The 19467-nt window shown below is 50.6% G+C and carries 16 protein-coding genes; 8 read left to right on the top strand and 8 right to left on the bottom strand.

The window, feature by feature from the left end; genetic code table 11:
• Nucleotides 1-4: 4 nt before the first annotated feature.
• The 3 genes from fdhF to INP78_RS06175 are packed head-to-tail and all read right to left on the bottom strand — an operon-like array spanning nt 5 to nt 4984.
• Nucleotides 5-2926 carry a formate dehydrogenase subunit alpha gene (gene fdhF / locus INP78_RS06185; protein WP_194741329.1) on the bottom strand — a complete coding sequence of 974 codons (2922 nt, stop codon included), beginning with the start codon at nt 2924-2926 and terminating at the stop codon, nt 5-7.
• Nucleotides 2927-2946: 20 nt separating this feature from the next.
• Entirely contained in the window at nt 2947-4512 is a 1566-nt protein-coding gene (locus INP78_RS06180; protein WP_194741328.1) for an NADH-quinone oxidoreductase subunit NuoF, read from the bottom strand.
• Nucleotides 4505-4984: a formate dehydrogenase subunit gamma gene (locus tag INP78_RS06175; RefSeq protein ID WP_194741327.1), complete on the bottom strand. Its 480-nt coding sequence runs from the start codon at nt 4982-4984 to the stop codon at nt 4505-4507. Before INP78_RS06175 ends, INP78_RS06180 begins: the two co-directional genes overlap by 8 nt.
• Nucleotides 4985-5114: 130 nt before the next feature.
• Here INP78_RS06175 and moaA point away from each other — a divergent pair, with 130 nt between their 5' ends.
• The 8 genes from moaA (at nt 5115) to lplT (ending at nt 13465) form a co-directional block, all read left to right on the top strand.
• A complete protein-coding gene (gene moaA / locus INP78_RS06170; protein ID WP_194741326.1) occupies nt 5115-6125 on the top strand; it encodes a GTP 3',8-cyclase MoaA in 1011 nt (336 codons plus the stop codon).
• Nucleotides 6125-6721, top strand: a complete 597-nt coding sequence (gene mobA, locus INP78_RS06165) for a molybdenum cofactor guanylyltransferase MobA (RefSeq protein WP_194741325.1) — start codon at nt 6125-6127, stop codon at nt 6719-6721. The genes moaA and mobA overlap by 1 nt, the downstream gene beginning before the upstream one ends.
• Nucleotides 6714-7979 carry a gephyrin-like molybdotransferase Glp gene (gene glp / locus INP78_RS06160; RefSeq protein ID WP_194741723.1) on the top strand — a complete coding sequence of 422 codons (1266 nt, stop codon included), beginning with the start codon at nt 6714-6716 and terminating at the stop codon, nt 7977-7979. Before mobA ends, glp begins: the two co-directional genes overlap by 8 nt.
• Before the next feature lie 87 nt (nt 7980-8066).
• Nucleotides 8067-8855, top strand: a complete 789-nt coding sequence (locus tag INP78_RS06155) for a TonB family protein (protein WP_194741324.1) — start codon at nt 8067-8069, stop codon at nt 8853-8855.
• 2 nt (nt 8856-8857) lie between these two features.
• Nucleotides 8858-10339: a HAMP domain-containing sensor histidine kinase gene (locus tag INP78_RS06150; protein WP_194741323.1), complete on the top strand. Its 1482-nt coding sequence runs from the start codon at nt 8858-8860 to the stop codon at nt 10337-10339.
• A 70-nt stretch (nt 10340-10409) separates the two neighbouring features.
• Nucleotides 10410-10871: a peroxiredoxin gene (locus tag INP78_RS06145; RefSeq protein WP_194741722.1), complete on the top strand. Its 462-nt coding sequence runs from the start codon at nt 10410-10412 to the stop codon at nt 10869-10871.
• 12 nt (nt 10872-10883) lie between these two features.
• Entirely contained in the window at nt 10884-12278 is a 1395-nt protein-coding gene (locus tag INP78_RS06140; RefSeq protein WP_194741322.1) for a PhoH family protein, read from the top strand.
• Between the two features lie 20 nt (nt 12279-12298).
• On the top strand, nt 12299-13465 hold the full coding sequence (lplT, locus tag INP78_RS06135) for a lysophospholipid transporter LplT (RefSeq protein ID WP_194741721.1): 1167 nt from the start codon (nt 12299-12301) through the stop codon (nt 13463-13465).
• Nucleotides 13466-13522: 57 nt separating this feature from the next.
• Here the strand turns inward: lplT and INP78_RS06130 are convergent, their stop codons facing one another.
• The 5 genes from INP78_RS06130 to INP78_RS06110 all read right to left on the bottom strand — a co-directional run bounded on the left by INP78_RS06130 (nt 13523) and on the right by INP78_RS06110 (nt 19274).
• Nucleotides 13523-14854, bottom strand: coding sequence for an NAD(P)/FAD-dependent oxidoreductase (locus tag INP78_RS06130; RefSeq protein WP_194741321.1), 1332 nt, complete (start codon nt 14852-14854; stop codon nt 13523-13525).
• A 68-nt stretch (nt 14855-14922) separates the two neighbouring features.
• On the bottom strand, nt 14923-15426 hold the full coding sequence (locus INP78_RS06125; protein ID WP_194741720.1) for a cytochrome c: 504 nt from the start codon (nt 15424-15426) through the stop codon (nt 14923-14925).
• 150 nt (nt 15427-15576) lie between these two features.
• Nucleotides 15577-16059, bottom strand: coding sequence for a cytochrome c (locus INP78_RS06120; RefSeq protein WP_194741320.1), 483 nt, complete (start codon nt 16057-16059; stop codon nt 15577-15579).
• A 226-nt stretch (nt 16060-16285) separates the two neighbouring features.
• The gene (locus tag INP78_RS06115; protein WP_194741319.1) at nt 16286-17164 is read right to left on the bottom strand and encodes a quinoprotein dehydrogenase-associated putative ABC transporter substrate-binding protein; all 879 of its coding nucleotides are present in this window, start codon (nt 17162-17164) and stop codon (nt 16286-16288) included.
• Nucleotides 17165-17408: 244 nt separating this feature from the next.
• A complete protein-coding gene (locus INP78_RS06110) occupies nt 17409-19274 on the bottom strand; it encodes a PQQ-dependent dehydrogenase, methanol/ethanol family (protein WP_194741318.1) in 1866 nt (621 codons plus the stop codon).
• Nucleotides 19275-19467: the final 193 nt, after the last annotated feature.

Here is a 19467-nt window from a genome sequence, read left to right as displayed (position 1 = left end):
GCCATCAAGAAACAACTGTATTCGGATCCATTCCCGACAATTCAACTTGCGTGTCACTAAATGCACGGTAATGTTGCTGCCAATCAGATAACTGATTCACCTTGGACACTTGTACAGCTGTGACTTTGTATTCAGGGCAATTGGTTGCCCAGTCTGAGTTGTCGGTGGTAATCACATTCGCGCCTGATTCTGGATGATGGAAGGTGGTATAGACCACACCAGGCTGCACACGCTCGGTAATCTTGGCACGCAATACGGTTTGACCTGCACGGCTGCTAATCCCAACCCAATCGCCTTCTGCAATGCCACGGTCTTCAGCATCGTGCGGATGGATTTCAATCACATCCTCATGATGCCAGGCCACGTTTTGGGTACGGCGGGTTTGTGCGCCCACATTGTATTGCGACAAGATACGACCAGTGGTGAGGATCAACGGATATTTCAGGTTCACGCGCTCAGTGGTCGGCACATATTGGGTAATAAAGAACTTGCCCTTACCGCGCACAAATTCATCGACATGCATGGTCGGCGTGCCTGTCGGTGCTTCCTCATTACATGGCCATTGGATACTGCCCAGTTCATCGAGTTTTTTGAAGCTGACACCGGTGAAGGTCGGTGTCAGTGCCGCAATCTCGTCCATGATTTCGCTGGCATGCGCATAATGCATAGGGTAACCCAACGCTTCTGAGAATTTAGCTGTAATTTCCCAGTCTTCCATCCCAGCCTCATGATTACCATGGTCTCTGAGACCATTCTTAGGCGTCATCACTTTACGCACGGGTGAAATCCGGCGTTCGGCATTGGTAAAGGTACCATTTTTCTCAAGGAAAGAAGCGCCAGGGAAGAACACATGGGCAAACTTGGCGGTTTCGTTGAGGAACAAGTCCTGCACAATCACGCACTCCATACTTTCCAGTGCATGTGTCACGTGCTGGGTATCTGGGTCTGACTGGGCAATATCTTCACCGACACAATACACGGCTTTGAAACTGCCTTCAGCCGCCAGGTCCAGCATATTAGGAATACGCAAACCAGGGTCGGCACTTAATTTCACACCCCAGGCCTGCTCAAACTGCGCGCGCGTCGCGTCATCAGACACATGGCGGTAGCCTGGGAATTCATGCGGCATGGAACCCATATCACAAGAACCTTGCACGTTGTTTTGGCCGCGTAACGGGTTAACACCCACGCCTTCGCGGCCAATGTTGGCCGTCGCCATGGCAAGGTTGGCAATCCCCATCACGGTGGTAGAGCCCTGGCTGTGCTCAGTGACACCCAAGCCGTAGTAAATGGCAGCGTTGCCGCCGGTGGCATACAAGCGTGCAGCTTCGCGTACCGCTTGCGCTGGCACGCCCAACTCTTTTTCCAGTGCTTCAGGAGAGTTTTCCGGCTTGGCGACAAAGTCACGCCAGGCGACGAAAGAATCCCACTCACAACGCGTTTTGACAAAGTCTTCCTGCACCAACCCCTCAGTCACAATCACATGGGCAATGGCAGAGATCATGGCCACATTGGTGCCAGGACGCAGCTTCAAATGGTAATCGGCACGCACATGCGCTGAATTAGACACCAGGTCAATTTCACGCGGGTCGACCACGATCAGCTTGGCACCTTCACGCAGACGGCGTTTCATGAGGGAGCCAAAAACAGGGTGACCATCGGTAGGGTTTGCCCCCATCACGAAAATAACATCAGACTTCATCACGGAATCAAACGTTTGCGTACCGGCAGATTCCCCCAGGGTTTGCTTCAAGCCATAACCGGTCGGGCTATGGCAAACCCGGGCGCAAGTATCTACGTTGTTAGTGCCAAACACCGCACGAATCAGCTTTTGTGTGACATATACCTCTTCATTGGTACAGCGGCTTGAGGTAATACCGCCCACGGACGCTTTGCCATATTTGGCTTGAATGCGCTGGATTTCGCTGGCAGCATAATTAAACGCCTCATCCCAACCCACTTTTTGCCAGGGGTCATGAATACTTTTACGGATCATAGGCGTGATGATACGGTCAGCATGGGTAGCATATCCCCAGGCAAAACGGCCCTTTACACAACTATGACCATGGTTGGCGCCACCTTCTTTACTCGGTGTCATACGCACAACCTGCTCGCCTTTCATTTCGGCATCAAAACTGCAACCCACGCCACAATACGCACACGTGGTGGTGATTTTGTGCTCCGGCGTACCGGCTTCAATCACGGTTTTTTCCATCAAGGTCGCGGTCGGACAGGCTTGCACACAGGCACCGCAAGACACACACTCGGACTCAAGGAAATCTTTGCCACCGGCAGAGACCTTGCTGTCAAAGCCACGGCCCTGAATCGTCAGGGCGAATGTGCCTTGGGTTTCTTCACAGGCGCGTACACAGCGCGAGCACACAATACATTTGGACGCATCAAAGGTGAAATAAGGATTAGACTCGTCTTTCGCCTGGCCGAGGTGGTTTTCACCGTCATAACCATAACGTACTTCGCGCAGCCCCACCGCGCCCGCCATGTCTTGCAGCTCGCAATCGCCATTGGCAGCACAGGTCAGACAATCCAGTGGGTGATCAGAAATATACAACTCCATCACGCCACGGCGCACATCGGCCAGTTTAGGCGTTTGTGTTTTGACCTTGAGCCCTGGCGCCACCGGTGTAGTACAGGAGGCCGGATAGCCACGGCGGCCTTCAATCTCGACCAGACACAAACGACAGGAGCCAAACGGCTCCAATGAGTCCGTCGCACACAGTTTGGGCACAGTCACACCGCCCAGTTGCGCGGCATGCATGATAGAAGTGCCGTCAGGCACGGTCACGTCTATACCGTCTATGTTCAACGTCACCATGGTGGTGCTGTCAGACTTGGGCGTGCCGTAATCGGTATCCGCATTGTACTTAGGGACTTGCGGCTGTGCAGAGGTATATTTGATGTCATCCATAACGTCATCCTTTGCTGCCCTTAGGCAGCAGCTTCTTTATTACTTAGACCAAAATCTTCAGGGAAATGATTCAAGGCACTGAGCACCGGGTAAGGCGTCATGCCGCCTAGTGCGCACAAAGAACCATTGAGCATGGTGTCGGACAAATCGCGCAGTAACTGCACATTTTGCGGGTGATTTTTACCCAGCACAATCTTGTCCATCACCTCAACGCCGCGCGTCGAACCAATGCGGCACGGCGTGCATTTGCCGCAACTTTCAACGGCACAAAACTCAAAGGCGTAGCGCGCCATTTTGGCCATATCGACACTGTCATCAAACGCCACAATGCCGCCATGGCCGAGTACGGCCCAAATCTTGGTGAATGCTTCGTAATCCAGCGGCGTATCAAACTGGCTCTCCGGCAGGTAAGCCCCTAATGGGCCGCCCACTTGCACGGCACGAATCGGACGCCCGGATGCAGAACCACCGCCATAGTCATACAGTAGCTCGCGCAAGGTCGCCCCAAATGCCAACTCGACCAGGCCAGTCTGTTTTAAATTGCCTGCCAACTGGATAGGCAGCGTGCCGCGCGAACGGCCCATGCCGTAATCAGCATAATATTGCGCGCCCTTGTCCAGGATAATCGGCACGGTCGCCAGGGAAATCACATTATTGACAATGGTCGGTTTGCCAAACAAGCCTTCAATCGCAGGCAATGGTGGTTTAAAGCGCACCAGACCGCGCTTACCTTCCAGACTTTCCAGCAAGGAGGTTTCTTCACCACACACATAAGCGCCCGCAGCACGACGTACCTCCAGATGAAAAGTGTGGCCAGAGCCTTGGATATTGTCGCCCAAATAGCCTGCCAGGTTGGCTTTACGGATGGCTTCGTTGAGTGTTTTCAGCGCATGCGGATACTCGCTGCGCAAATAGATATAGCCTTGCGTCGCCCCCACTGCAATCCCGGCAATGGTCATGCCCTCAATCAACACAAAAGGATCATCTTCCATGATCATGCGGTCAGAATAGGTGCCGGAATCGCCTTCATCGGCGTTACACACCACATACTTCTGCTCAGCCGGTGCGTTGAGTACGGTATTCCACTTGATACCGGTCGGGAAAGCAGCGCCGCCACGACCACGCAACCCTGAGTCGGTCACCGCTTTAACAATATCGGTGCCGGACATGGCCAAAGCATTTTTAAGGCCTTGGTAACCGTCATGCGCCAGATAATCTTCGAGTGAAAGCGGGTCAGTGATGCCGACGCGGGCGAAGGTTAAACGTTGCTGTTTTTTCAGCCAGGCCAGTTCATCGGTCAAGCCAAGATACAAGGGATGCGCTTTGGCTTGATCAGCTTGCGCTTGGGTAAACTCTGCATCAAACAAGCCAGCCACATCGGAGGGCTGCACCGGGCCAAAGGCGACACGACCTTGCGCCGTTTCAACTTCCACCAGCGGTTCCAGCCAGAACAAGCCGCGTGAACCGTTACGCACCAGCGTGATTTCGATACCGCGCGCCTGCGCCTCTTGCATGATTTTTTTCGCGGTGCGTTCAGCCCCCAATGACAGCGCGGTCGAGTCAATTGGCACATAGATTTTAACCATGGCACACCTCGGTGATTAAATCAGCGACTTTTTCGGCACTCATGCGTCCATAGACTTCATCATCGAGCATGACGGCTGGCGAACAGCCACAGTTGCCCAGACAATACACCGGCAATAAGGTCACGTTACCGTCGGCAGTGGTTTGATGGTAATCCACGCCTAACTTTGCTTTCAAATCAGCTTCGAGATTGGCAGACCCCATGGATTGACAAGACTCAGCGCGACAGATTTGCAGCACATGCTTGCCGATGGGATGCGTACGGAAATGATGGTAAAAAGAGACGACACCATGCACCTCGGCCACCGACAGGGCCAGGGCTTTGGCGATCTCCGGATAAACGGTTTCCGGCACATAGCCGATATCGTCCTGAATCGCATGCAACAAAGGCATCAGCCCGCCAGGCACATGCTGGTGTGCTTGAATATGCGCCTGAATTTGCGCGTGTTGCTTATGGCTTAATGTGTTATCCAAACCGACCTCACATTTAACTAGTTACAATTTAGTTACATTCCATCACCCTCGAATCATATCCTCTATTTATGCCTTGTGAAAGCCTAAAAAGGGCATAAAATACGAATTACTTTTAGACCTTGATACCGTCATGCAAACCATTGCGAACATTCCTTCACAATTGATCGACCAGTTTGGTCGGCGGGTGGACTATATTCGCCTGTCGATCACTGATCGTTGTGATTTCCGTTGCCAATACTGCATGGCAGAAGACATGACTTTCCTGCCGCGCGATGCCGTGTTGTCACTGGAAGAATGTGCACGCCTCGTTAAACTATTTGTCCGTATGGGCGTGCGTAAAGTTCGCATTACCGGTGGTGAACCTTTGGTACGCAAAAACGCCATGTGGCTGTTCGAAGAAATCGGCCATTTGCCAGGGCTGGATGAGTGCGTACTCACCACCAATGGCAGCCAACTGGATAAATATGCCGTGGCACTGAAAACGGCAGGCGTCAAACGCATCAATATCTCTATCGACAGCCTGCAAGAACACCGTTTTAAAACCATCACCCGCGTGGGCGAATTATCAAAAGTGCTCACCGGGTTGGATGCAGCCAGGTCTGCAGGCTTTGACAATATTAAGATCAATACGGTGCTGATGCGTGGCATCAACGACGATGAAGCCGAAGCCCTGGTGAACTTTGCGATTGAAAAACAGGTCGACATCAGCTTTATTGAAGAGATGCCGCTAGGCGCTGTCGATCATAACCGCGAACAAAGCTGTGTCAGCAATACCGAAACACTCGCCTTGCTAAAAAGTAAGTTCTCACTCACGCCTAGCACGCACAGGACAGGCGGTCCTGCGCGTTATTGGCAGGTCAATGGCGCGCGAACCAGAATTGGCTTTATCTCACCCCACAGCCATAATTTCTGTGAGAGCTGCAACCGCGTGCGCATCACCTGCCAGGGCGAACTCTTCCTGTGCCTGGGGCAAGACCATCAAGTCAATTTGCTGCCACTCCTGCGCGCGCATCCTGACGACGACCAGCCTTTGGTCGATGCTATTTTGCATGGTATGCGCATCAAACCCGAAGGGCACGACTTTGATTTAAGGCGTGCGGCACCGGCGGTCGTGCGCTTTATGTCGCATACGGGTGGTTAATGCAGATTACCGCAGTGATACTGGCCGGTGGGCGCGGCATGCGCATGGGCGGTGCTGACAAAGGCCTGGTCAATTATCAAGACAAGCCCAATGAGCCGCATAAACCTATGGTCGCGCATGTGCTGGAGCGCATACAACCACAAGTGGATCATGTCATCATCAATGCAAACCGCCATCTGGAACAATACCAGCAGTTTGGCGTGCCGGTGATCACAGATGCCAACGACCATTTTGACGGCCCGCTGGCTGGCATGCAAGCAGGCATGCATCACGCCACCACAGACTGGATACTCAGCGTCCCTTGCGACTCACCATTGCTGCCACTGGATTTGGTGAGTCGGCTGTGCCATGCAATCCGTGACGCCGCGGCGATTAACAACACCCTCACCATGCTGGCTATTGCACGCAGCGACGGTGCCACGCATCCGGTATTTTGCCTAATGCCACGACAATTAAGCGCAGACCTTGATGCATTCCTGGCACAAGGCCAGCGCAAAGTCAGCGCCTGGCAAGCGCAGCACCCCCACGTATTTGTGAGCTTTGAAGATGAGCAAGCATTTACTAACATCAACCATCACCCCAGCCATCATGACTAACCAAGCCCTTTTGCAACAACTGGCCAGCAATCCTTCCTGCGCAGATGACTATGACCCGAATGCCATGTCGGTGACGCAAGCGCGCCAGTATATCCAGCAATTCTTGTCGCCGGTCCAAGACACCGAGACCACTCACATCAGGCACGCGCTGGGACGCATATTATCAACTTCGGTGACCTCAGGCATGAATGTGCCAGGGCACGACAACTCGGCCATGGACGGCTTTGCTTTTAGACATGCAGAAGCCACGCAACCGTTGAAAATCATCGGCACCGCATTTGCGGGCAATCCATTTACAGGTGAGTTACCGGCAGGCGCTTGCGTCAAAATCATGACCGGCGCAGTGATTCCAGCCGGTGTGGATACCGTCGTCATGCAGGAACATACCGCGGTTGAGGGCGAAAGTGTCAGCCTGCTCAAAATCCCGGCACTGGGAGCTAATATCCGCCTGACTGGTGAAGACATCGCCACCGGGCAAACCGTGCTGGCGCGCGGCCACCAAATACAACCGGCAGACATGGGCCTGCTCGCATCGTTAGGCATTGCCGAGATTCAAGTCTACCGCCGCCTGAAAGTGGCTTTTTTCAGCACCGGCGATGAGCTGGTCAGTGTGGGGCAGCCATTGCAGACTGGCCAGATTTACGACAGCAACCGCTATAGCCTGTGGGGCATGTTACAAGCCTTGGGTGTAGACATGCATGATCTGGGCAATGTCGCCGATGACCCCGCTGCGCTTGAAAAAACCTTGCTAGCAGCGGCAGCAGAACATGACGTGGTGATTACCAGTGGCGGCGTTTCGGTAGGCGAGGCTGACTTTATGAAACAACTGCTGGCCACACACGGCCAGGTTTTATTCTGGAAAATCAATATGAAACCGGGCCGCCCGCTGGCCTATGGCAAAATCGGCCAGGCGCATTATTTTGGCTTACCCGGCAACCCGGTCTCTACCATGGTGACCTTTTACCAGTTTGTCCAAACGGCGCTCAAACACCTGATGGGAACGAATACACTGGCACAACCCTGCTTCAAGGTCGAGTGTGTCAGCCCGATTAAAAAGGCCCCGGGGCGGACTGAGTTCCAGCGTGGCATCTTATTCAAAGAAGGTGACGCCTGGAAAGTGAAAACCACCGGCGAGCAAGGCTCGGGGATTTTGAGCAGCATGAGCCAGGCCAATTGCTTTATTGTGCTGGATGACAAAACCAGCGCACTGGCCGCTGGCACATTGGTTGAAGTACAACCATTTAGCGGTATTTGCTAACCTCACCTTCTGCGCACGCTGGCATGAATCATAAAAAATAGCTTATAGTGTCGGCTCGCAGTGGGCGTTAATCATAAAGGTGTTGGCGTGCAAGCCGTGTTAAAAGAGTCTAAACAGTTCAATCATGTCATAGAGTGGTGCCTGATCGCATCGCTGCTGATACATGCTGCGATCATGTTTACGCTCCCCAAACCTGACTACGACCTGCCGCCACCAAAAAAGCAGGAAATCCAGATTGAACTGGTGAAAGAAGAGCCTCCCGCCGTCACCGTGCCTGCGCCAACGCCGCCGGAGCCAGCCCCACCAACACCACAGCCCCCCAAGCAGCAACCTGTTCAGCCAAAAGCTGAGCCCAGGCCCATAGAACAAAAACCGCTGGAACCCAAGCCCGTCGTGCCGCAAAAGCCTGAGCACGCGACAGAATCACCTCACCCGGTCGTTGAGTCCCCAGCGCCCCCGGTGATTGCAGCTAAACCATCGGCCAGTGAAGCCAAACCCGAGGTAGTTGTGCCCCCCGCTCCGCCAGCGCCGCCAGCAGAACCAGCCAAGCCTAGCGGCCCGAGTGAGGGCGATATTGAAGCGGCGCGCAATGCATTTAAAGCCGCAGCCCAGCGTGAAATCCAAAAAAATCTGCGCTACCCCAGGATCGCCATGGACCGCGGGATTGAAGGGGTCACCAATCTGCACATTACCTTTGATGACCATGGCAATGTGATCAGCATCGAAGTCATCGAATCCAGTGGCAACAAGGCGCTGGATGATGCCGCCATCGCCACGGTCACCAAATCGCAGCTAAAATCGCTGTTTAACGATATTTTGCGTGGCAGGTTAAAATCCACCAATGTCCCGGTCAGTTTCAAACTGGTCAGTAACTAGCGATGCTGTTCAAGCGCTCATCATCTGCGGCATCTGCTCAAAGTGCCCACGACAAGCCGCTCAGGCTACTGCTGCTGTTTCATGACTTGTACTTTATTGCCCTCATAGTCCTCGCTGTGGCCAGTGGTGCTTATGGCATTTATCTGTGGGACAAGGCCTCCAAGCAATCACAACGGATTAATTTTGTGATTCAGGAAATTTATCTGGTTCGCGGCGATCTCTACCGCCAAACCAAAGAATTGTTCGATGCGTTTTTTCTACAGGAAGAAAATGCGTTATACGAATACAATCAATATACCTCTGCCATTCTGGAACATCTGGATCGCCTGCAGAAAATTGCCATCGACCAGGAAGAACGTGAAGCGCTGATGGAGATTGAGCGTAAATACCGCAGCCTGGTCAATGAAGCACCCGCCCTGTTTTACCGCTACCAAAACAACCCGGATCGCAAAGCGCAAAAATCCATCTACCAGGACATTGAAACCGGCATTTTCAGGCATTATGAAGAGGTCTCCAAGCGTGCCGAGCTCTTGCTCATGATCAAACAGGGCGAAATCAAACATCGGCTGGACGATGCCAGAAGCAACTCGATTGCCGTGCTTTCTCTGCCGTTGTTGCTGGCCTGTATTCTGATTGTATATTCACGTCGCATCCTCAAAGACTCTATCGTGCGACCCATTAATGACATCATGCAGGCCACCAATGCCATCAGTACTGGCAACCTGATCCATCAGGTACCTGAGGCTGGCGCAGAAGAGTTAGCGGTGCTGTCGAGAGAAATTAATAAAATGGCCGAAGACCTGGCCGCCAGCCGCGATGCGCTGGTTAAAAGTGAAAAGCAGGCAGCGCTCGGCCTGCTGGTGCCCATGCTGGCGCATAATATCCGTAATCCGCTGGCCAGCATACGCGCCACCGCACAAGTGATTGATGACCCGCTGCTAGACAAAGACACATTAGAGTCAATTCAAGGCATTATCCACACAGTGGACAGGCTGGAGCGTTGGACAGGCAGCCTGCTGTCTTATCTGCACCCGATCAAGCCCATGCTCAACCAGTTATTGCTTTCATCTATTGTGCAGGGCGCGATCTCAACCTTGCAGCCCAAACTGGATGAAAAACAGATCAGGGTGATTGAAAATAGCGCGGTCATCAAACGTTTAGTGCTGACGGATGAACACTTGCTGGAACAAATGCTGTACAACCTGCTTCTAAACGCTTCGGAAGCCTCACCAAAAGGCGAGGAGATTCATCTTCAATGTGGATTGGCGAACAACCTGCTGACCCTGGTCATCACGGATCAGGGGCCTGGCATGCCGTTTAAACCAGACCCACATGCATTAACCCCAGGGCCAACCACCAAACGCTTTGGCACTGGCCTGGGCATCCCGTTTGCCTTTAAGGTTTGCGAAGAACTTGGCGGCGCCATGACCTTTGACAGCAAAGCAGGGGCAGGCACCCGCATCACCATTACATTACCGCAGTAATTTGCGTTTTTGTGCTTGCTTAATTTTGTATTTTTATCAACAATGTGATTAAGTGATTGTCATGACTACTATGTTGAATTCACCTGTTCCAGAACTCTCCTTACCGGCCACCTCCGGCCTGCAATTTAATAGCAAAGACTATTTAGGTAAGTTTCTCGTTCTCTATTTTTACCCCAAAGACGCCACGCCCGGCTGTACGACCCAAGGCATGCAGTTTCGCGATATGCATGAACAGTTTGCTGCAGCCAATGCCGTGGTCTTTGGCATTTCACGCGACAGCCTGAAATCACACGAAAATTTCAAAGCCAAGTACACGTTTCCATTTGAGCTGATTTCTGACAGTGAAGAAATCGCCTGTCAGGCATTCAACGTCATTAAAATGAAAAACATGTACGGAAAACAGGTACGTGGCATTGAACGCAGTACATTCCTGGTCAATCCACAAGGCATCATTGTCCGTGAATGGCGTGGTGTCAAAGTGGATGGTCATGCCGCTGAGGTATATGCCAGCATTCAGTCTTCCCACTCATAAAAGTGATTTTCTATGGCCCGTGCTCCACACACCAAGCTGTTTGTTCTTGATACCAACGTTCTGATGCACGACCCGTCGTCGCTGTTCAGATTTGAAGAGCACGATGTCTATTTGCCAATGGTGACACTGGAGGAACTAGACAACAACAAAAAAGGGCTGACTGAAGTCGCCCGCAATGCCCGTCAGGCCAGCCGCTTTCTGGAAGAAATCATCGGCAGCATAGATACCGACAAACTGGAAGAAGGCTGTCCACTGGGCATTCAGGGCAATCGCCACCTGACCGGCAAGCTGTTTTTCCAGATGGAACATGTGCCAACGGACCTGCCGGGCCTGGCAGGCAGCAAGGCGGATAACCAGATCATCAGCGTCGCCCTGTCCCTGAAAAAACAGTTTGCCAAACGCAACGTCATCCTGGTCAGCAAGGATATCAATATCCGCATTAAAGCCCGTGCCATGGGCGTGCCATCTGAAGACTACTTCAATGACAAGGTGCTGGAAGACAGCGACATGCTGTACACCGGCCTGCGCGAACTGCCGGAAGACTTTTGGGAAACACACAGCAAGGACATGGACTCCTGGCAAGAGTCAGGACGCATGTTTTATAAAATCAGCGGCCCAGTTGTCAAATCCCTGCTGGTGAACGAATTTGTGTTTTATGAATATAACAAACCGTTCCATGCCATCGTACGCAAAATAGAAGATAATTCCGCCGTGCTGGAAGTGGTGCATGATCACCAGAACCCCAAACACAGCGTGTGGGGCATTACGGCACGTAACCGTGAGCAGAACTTTGCCTTGAACTTGCTGATGGATCCTGACATTGATTTTGTCACGTTGCTCGGCCAGGCGGGTACTGGTAAAACCCTGCTGACACTGGCTGCCGCGCTGACACAAACACTGGATAAAAAGCGCTACTCGGAAATCATCATGACGCGCGTCACCGTGCCGGTCGGTGAAGACATCGGCTTTTTGCCAGGCACTGAAGAAGAGAAAATGGCGCCATGGATGGGCGCGCTGGAAGATAACCTGGATGTGTTGAATAAAACGGATGAGGATGTGGGCGAGTGGGGACGCGCAGCGACCCAGGACTTAATCCGCACACGCATTAAAATCAAGTCACTGAACTTTATGCGCGGCCGCACCTTCCTCAACAAGTTTTTAATTATTGATGAAGCGCAAAACCTTACACCCAAACAAATGAAGACCTTGATTACACGCGCAGGCCCAGGCACCAAAGTCGTTTGTTTAGGCAACATCGCGCAGATCGATACCCCCTACCTGACCGAGGGTAGCTCAGGCCTGACGTATGTGGTCGATCGCTTCAAGAACTGGTCGCATAATGGCCATATCACCCTGGTGCGTGGCGAACGCTCACGCCTGGCAGATTTTGCAGCCGAGGTCCTGTAGACGCAGTCTGCTTGAATGTGATGGTTAAAGGCTTTTACACCTTACTGATTGCCCAGTTTTTATCGGCAATCGCCGACAATGCACTCCTGTTTGCAGCCATTGCGCTGCTGGCCCAGCTGAACGCACCAAGCTGGCACGAACCGCTGCTGCGGGAGTTCTTTGTCATTTCCTATATTGTGCTGGCGCCTTTTGTCGGCCCATTTGCCGATGCACTGCCCAAAGGTCGCGTGATGTTCCTAAGTAACGGCCTGAAGTTTATCGGCTGTTTAATGGCGTTGGTCGGCGTCCCGCCCCTGTATGCTTATGCCATTGTCGGCGTCGGCGCGGCTGCCTACTCTCCGGCAAAATACGGCATCCTGACCGAGATGCTGCCGTCAAAACTGCTGATCAAGGCCAACGCCTGGATGGAAGGCACCACCGTGACCGCCATCATCCTCGGCCCGGTTCTCGGCTCCACGCTCTCCATCAACAATCCCTATATCGGCATTGCCTGCATCATGCTGCTATATTTGCTGGCGGCAGGCTTTAACTATTACATCCCCAAGGTGCCGATTGACCACAAGGTTGAGCAAAAAACGCTGCGTTTCTTGCTCAAGGACTTCTGGCACGCCTTTATTACGCTATGGAAAGATCCGCAAGGGCAAGTCTCGCTGGCCGTGACCACGCTTTTCTGGGGAGCAGGCGCCACCCTGCAGTTTGTAGTATTGCAATGGGCAGATGTCAGGCTGGGATTCTCACAGCAGCAAGCCACCTATTTGATCGCCATCCTGGCGGTGGGTATCGCGGTGGGCTCAATCGTGGCCTCACGCTATGTAGAGCTTGAGAACGCGGTAAAAGTACTGCCCGCCGGCATCTATATGGGCATCCTGGTCATCAGCATGATGGTGATCCACAGCCCCATACTGGCGGGTATTCTGCTGTTTGTGATTGGTGTACTGTCAGGTTATTTCCTGGTACCGCTTAACTCGTTGTTACAGCATAGAGGGCATCATTTGCTTGGCGCAGGACACTCGATCGCCGTGCAAAACTTTAACGAGAACATCGGTATCTTGTTATTGCTGGGTGCCTACACCTGGATGGTCGGTGCGAAGCTCGAGATCAACACGATTGTGGCTATTTTTGGTGTATTCATCATCGTGAGCATGTCTTTGATTACCCTGGTTTACCGCAAACAAATTCAGCAATAATCTTAAACACACTCCCAATAAAAAAGGCGCTTGAAGCGCCTTTTTTATTGCCATCACTTAGTGCAGTTTCACATGCGGCTCAGTACGTCTGGAGATAATGCGTCCAATCGTATGCACAATCACCGCCATGATGCCGTGCAAGGCCATCAAGTGCATTTTGTACAACGAACGATACATCACGCGTGCAAACAGGCCCTGAATATACATGCTGCCACCGGCGACAGCGCCCATCAGGCTACCAACGGTAGAGTATTTACCCAGGTTCACCAATGAACCGTAATCGGTATAGTGGAACTCTGGCAACTGTGCTTTACCAGCCACACGTGCCTTAACCGTTTTAACCAGCAACGAAGACTGCTGGTGCGCAGCTTGTGCGCGTGGTGGCACGGTTGTATCGTGTCCCAACCATGGGCAAGCTGCACAGTCACCAAAGGCGAAAATGTTCTCGTCACGTGTGGTTTGCAAGTGCTGATTCACCACCAACTGGTTGATACGGTTAGTTTCCAGGCCATCAATATCCTTCAGGAAATCTGGCGCCTTAATGCCTGCAGCCCACACCACCAATTCAGCGGGAATGGTACGACCACTGTGCGTCGTAATGCCTTTGGACGACACCTCAGTCACACGTTCCCCGGTAAACACATTGACACGCAGCTTACGCAACTCAACGTCTACGGCATAGGACAATTTAGGCGGTAACGCAGGCAAAATGCGGTCACTGGCTTCGATCAGCGAGATTTTCACATCGCGGTCCGCGTCAATCTTATCCAGGCCATACGCCGCCAATTCACGCGTCGTATTATGCAATTCTGCAGCCAGCTCAACCCCGGTGGCACCTGCACCCACAATCGCCACTTCCAGTTGACCTGGTTTGAGTGGCTCAGGCTGCGTTTGTGCACGCAACAGGGCATTGTGCAGATAACGGTGGAACTTCTGTGCTTGTGACTGGGTGTCCAGCGCAATTGAGAACTCGCGTGCACCCTTGATCCCAAAGTCATTGGTCGTACTACCGACGGCAATAATCAAGGTATCGTACTTGAAGGAACGACGTGCAATAATCTCGTTACCATCTTCATCATGCACGGGCGCCAGCAGCACTTCACGTGTGCTACGGTTCAGGCCATCCATGCGGCCCAGACGGAACTTGAAATGATGCCAGTGCGCTTGTGCCAGATACTCCAGCTCATGACGATCAGGGTCCATGCTGCCCGCTGCAATCTCATGCAGCAATGGCTTCCATACATGGGTTCTGGTAGCATCAATCAGCGTAATTCTGGCCTTTTTCTTTTTACCCAGAGAATCGCCCAGTTTGGTTGCCAACTCCAGGCCACCAGCACCACCACCCACAATGATGACATGGTGCAAATCATTTTCGTCTGTTACGCTCACGCTTAATCCTTCAATAAAAAAGCGCGCCTGCCGTACTGCCAAGCGCGCACAACATCTCAATTATACCGTTATTCGTTACCAGTGATTTTGGCATGACTACGAATAAAGGCGATGACTTTCAACACGTCATCCGGTTTCAAACCATCATCCGGCGCCATCAAGCCAAATCCTTTGGCCCCCATCCCACCATTGGTACCATGCCAAATGGTTTCGAACATGCCTTTGTTAGTCGCATTCTTGGCATAGCGGAAATTCTCACCAATCAAGCCTGGACCAACGGCCCCTTCTCCATGACCACCGTGGCAAGCCACACAAGAGAACAGGTTAAATCTTTTCTTACCTTCTTTAATGGCCTCTTCGTTGCCGATATAAGGGTTTTTACCCGTCGCCAAAAATTCTTTTGCGGCTGGTGTATCAAACATTTTCTGGTCAATTTCCATCGGCTGACCATCTTGTGTTGTCACAAACTGAATCGCCTTGATATCACCACCGCCGGCATCCGCTGCCGCACCAGATTGGCCACCGTTATTACAGGCTGCCAACATTGCGGCAAGCAGCGTTGTTAAAAGCATACTTCTCATGATTACCCCCATCTTTCCTAAGATCCATGTTCTTTGAAATAAAACGGTTTTTAATTGTTTTTTATAATGAAACCGACTGCATTTATTGTGCCACAAAAACAAAAAACGGTCACCTCAGTGACCGTTTTTATTCGTAACGAATTATTCGTTACCTGTCATGCCTACGTTGCTATTGCTACGAATGAAAGCAATCACTTTCAGCAGTTCGTCTGGTTTGATACCATCATCTGGAGCCATCAAGCCAAAGCCTTTAGCACCCATACCACCGTTAGTACCGTGCCAGATTGTTTCAAACATCCCTTTGTTAGTTGCGTTTTTCGCATAACGGAAGTTTGCACCGATCAAGCCTGGACCTACAGCGCCTTCACCTTTACCACCGTGACAGGCAACGCAAGAGTACAGATTGAAGATTTTTTTGCCTTTTTTAATGGCTTCTTCGTTACCGATGTAAGGGTTTTTACCAGTCGCTAAAAACTCTTTTGAAGCATCTGTATCGAACATTGCTTTGTCGATGTTGAGGGTTGAGCCGTCTTGAGTAGCTGAAAAAGTGATATCAGCCATCGCACCTGTGGCAAAAGCCATCAAGGAAATCAACAATGCTGATTTAAATGTGTTGCCTAACATGTTTTCTCCTAATCCTAAACAAAATGAGCGACGTTAACATCAAGACCCAACCAATATTAACGTATGCTCATTTAACGAATCGTTCCAGAAACGGTTGACGAATATTTCCGAATTAAATTACAGAATAATTCACTGAGCCATCTCAAAACAAGGCCACGATTCTACTGTGTTTCTTTTACCTTGTCATTAGCAACTGCCTGTTTTTAAAACTTTTTCACCATGAGTGTTATTTTTTATACACACTGTCGCCTTCAACCACCGGTACAGTTGGAATACCGTAATCTTTCAGGATCGCATCAATCTTGTCTTTATTGCGCTCCAGCGCCTCATTGATCATCTTAATACGATCTTTGTCTTTCATACGCACCGCCACGGAGATGTTCCAGTACTCCTTACCTTTGAGGTTGACCTTGTTGTACTCTGGAATCATGCGCACTTCCAATGGCACTTTAGATTGCTTGGCATAATAACCTGCAATCGGGCCCCACATAATGGCGACATCAATATCACCTTTCACCAGATCATCAATCATAAAACTGGTTGGCAAATTCAGGTCACGCTGCATACGGTAAGGGCGCGCATTGGTCATTAAATTGTGATCATTCAAAGGAATGGTGGCAGGACTCTGACCTACAATGCCAATAATGCCTTTTTTCAAGTCTGGAGAGTCCCAGTTGCTGATATCGTAGTTACTGTCTTTACGCCAGACAAACACATGGCCTGAGCGATAATAAGGTTTAGAGGTACGCAAGCCGTCAAAATCGGAAGTCATACCAATGATGACATCACAGCGCATGGCATTAATCGTATTGCGTAAAAAGCCCTGTCGATTATAAGCGTACTGAAAGGTCAGCTTTTTACCAAGGTCATCTGCCAGCACCTTGGCAATTTTATCTTCAAAGCCTTCCAGTTTAATGTTGGAGTAAGGCATATTGTCAGGGTCTGAGCACACTTTAAACTCAGACTCATCCGCGACACGGCGCACTTCACCAATGCGGCCTTCATCCGGGTTGATAGAAGGGATTTCAATTTCTTCAGCCAACACCACACTTTGTGTGGCTACCATCATCGCAAACGCACCCAGTATATTCCATGTAGTTCTCATTTTAACTTCATCCTTATTTGTGATTGTTTCCTGTCGTTTTTTGAACTTGTTCACCGGTAAAAGTTCGATTAAATCACGACAAACGCAGCAATCTTATCGCGAATACGTACGCATTTGTTGAGATAGTCTATTTAATTGTTGATTCATAATTTTGAATCATGATATTCATGAAAAAAAACACCCTGCCGAAGCAGGGTGTTGAGGAGTCAACGTATTACTACGTGTAACTTAAGTCTAGCTCAAATTACAGTGAGAAAACGTTCAGTGCACCGCCGCCAGGAGCAGCGTTGTACTTGGTCAACTCTTTGTAACCACCAGCAGCACCCAGTGCGTCTGTGTCGTTGGTCATACCCAAGTTCATCGCAACACCAGCCCAACCGCCGATACCGGACAGTACGCCAACGTATTGTTTACCCTTGTTACCGTATGTGAATGCGTTACCAATCACGCCGGAACCAACTTGGAATTTCCACAGTTCTTTACCGTTTTGTGCATCAACAGCTTTGAACCAACGATCCAAAGTACCGTAGAACACGATGTTAGAAGCTGTAGTCAGAGCACCGCCCCATGCAGAGAATTTCTCTTTGTTGTACCACACTTTTTTGTTGGTCATTGGATCATAAGCGCCGAAGCCACCCATTACGCCGTCAGGACCAGCAAACATAGTCAATGTCGCACCAACCCATGGTTGACCAGCAACGTATTTAGACTCAACTGGCTCGTAAGTCATACATACGTGGTTCAATGGTGTGTACATCAAACCAGTTTTTGGTGAGTAAGCAGCAGGCTGTTGGTCTTTAGTACCCAAAGCAGCTGGGCAAACACCCTTAGCGTTGTAGTCTTGGTGAGTAGAAGCAGATGCCAATTTATCTGGCACACCTGTTTTCAGGTCTACGTTGTTAGCCCAGTTAACGAATGGGTGTACTTTTTCAGCAGCAACCAATGTACCGTTACCAGCTTGCCATGTGTAGATGAAACCGTTACGGTCATGGTGCCATGCGTATGTTTTGCCACCTTTGTCGAACAGGATTACTTCGTTAATACCGTCGTAGTCCCACTCATCGTGTGGTGTCATTTGCATTGCCCAACGAGCCACACCAGTATCCAGATCACGTGCAGTGATAGTCATGGACCATTTGTTGTCGCCTGGACGTACATCTGGGTTCCAAACGGATGGGTTACCTGAACCGTAGTAAACCAGGTTTGTACGTGCATCATATGGCCACCAGCCCCATACGGAACCGCCACCATGTTGCCAGCCGTCTTTAACAGCTTGTGGTTTCAACCAGGTACGTGTACCCAATTCTTTTTCGCCAACTTTCAGTTGATCGTTAGGAATCTTTTTGAAAGAACCACCTTGTTTGTTACCACCGTTCACGTCTTGATAAACAGACAGTGCGTTGTACTGTGGGTTGTCTTTGTTGGTATTAGCATCATGCAGGATTTCGCTGTCTGGGCCTGTTGAGTAGGCTTTCCATGCAGTAGAACCATCTTTGATGTTGTACGCAACGATAAAGCAACGTACGCCGAACTCAGCACCTGAGCAACCGGTCAATACTTTGTCTTTGATCACGTGTGGCGCGTTAGTGTTAGTTGCACCAACTTTTGGATCAGTGTTTTTAACATCCCAAACTTTAGCACCGGTTTTTGCATCTAAAGCAACCAACATACCGTCGTTTTGTTGCAGGAAGATTTTACCGTCGCCGTAGCCCAGACCACGAGAAACGTTGTCACAGCACAGAACTGCTTGAACGCTTGGGTCTTGTTTAGGGAAATAGGACCAAACGATTTTTTGATTGTCGTTCAGATCCAACGCGTACACGTTGTTTGGGAAAGCTGTGTGAACATACATCATGTTGCCCACAACCACTGGAGAACCTTCGTGACCACGGTTTACACCGGTTGCGAATGTCCAGGCAGCTTTCAGGTTTTTAACGTTGCCTTTGTTGATTTGTGCCAATGAGCTGTAACCAGCGTTGTCATGTTGACCACGTGGATGAACCCAGTTATTGGCATCTTTCATTGCGGCTTCTTGGTCAGCGGCTGCAAAAGCAACCATAGGCAATGCTGCCACCAGACCCAAGGCCAATTTGATTTTGTTAACTTGCATATTGATCTCCAAAGTTAATACTAAGGGTTTAATATAAGTACACGTAAATTTCGCCAACACCAGGATTAGCACAACCAAATTTAACGCACACTATACACACCAGAGACAAGGGAAAAACTCCTGACTGCACTTAGAATTTATCACTTGCCGCATGTGAGGATTGCAATATAGAACAATTTGTTTTCAATTGCAA

Origin of the sequence: Methylophilus sp. 14, assembly GCF_015354345.1 — a bacterium.
Taxonomy (GTDB): Bacteria; Pseudomonadota; Gammaproteobacteria; order Burkholderiales; family Methylophilaceae; genus Methylophilus.
The sequence above is the reverse complement of the archived record's forward strand: the minus strand, read 5'-3'. Positions and strand labels throughout refer to the sequence as shown.

Bases quoted from the DNA above. Each gene is read 5' to 3' on its own strand.
- INP78_RS06150 (WP_194741323.1), top strand. From the start codon at position 8,858: ATGCTGTTCAAGCGCTCATCATCTGCGGCATCTGCTCAAAGTGCCCAC.
- INP78_RS06145 (WP_194741722.1), top strand. From the start codon at position 10,410: ATGTTGAATTCACCTGTTCCAGAACTCTCCTTACCGGCCACCTCCGGC.
- INP78_RS06180 (WP_194741328.1), bottom strand. From the start codon at position 4,512: ATGGTTAAAATCTATGTGCCAATTGACTCGACCGCGCTGTCATTGGGG.
- INP78_RS06125 (WP_194741720.1), bottom strand. From the start codon at position 15,426: ATGCTTTTAACAACGCTGCTTGCCGCAATGTTGGCAGCCTGTAATAAC.
- INP78_RS06120 (WP_194741320.1), bottom strand. From the start codon at position 16,059: ATGTTAGGCAACACATTTAAATCAGCATTGTTGATTTCCTTGATGGCT.
- INP78_RS06115 (WP_194741319.1), bottom strand. From the start codon at position 17,164: ATGAGAACTACATGGAATATACTGGGTGCGTTTGCGATGATGGTAGCC.
- fdhF (WP_194741329.1), bottom strand. From the start codon at position 2,926: ATGGATGACATCAAATATACCTCTGCACAGCCGCAAGTCCCTAAGTAC.
- lplT (WP_194741721.1), top strand. From the start codon at position 12,299: ATGGTTAAAGGCTTTTACACCTTACTGATTGCCCAGTTTTTATCGGCA.
- glp (WP_194741723.1), top strand. From the start codon at position 6,714: ATGACTAACCAAGCCCTTTTGCAACAACTGGCCAGCAATCCTTCCTGC.
- moaA (WP_194741326.1), top strand. From the start codon at position 5,115: ATGCAAACCATTGCGAACATTCCTTCACAATTGATCGACCAGTTTGGT.
- INP78_RS06140 (WP_194741322.1), top strand. From the start codon at position 10,884: ATGGCCCGTGCTCCACACACCAAGCTGTTTGTTCTTGATACCAACGTT.
- mobA (WP_194741325.1), top strand. From the start codon at position 6,125: ATGCAGATTACCGCAGTGATACTGGCCGGTGGGCGCGGCATGCGCATG.
- INP78_RS06110 (WP_194741318.1), bottom strand. From the start codon at position 19,274: ATGCAAGTTAACAAAATCAAATTGGCCTTGGGTCTGGTGGCAGCATTG.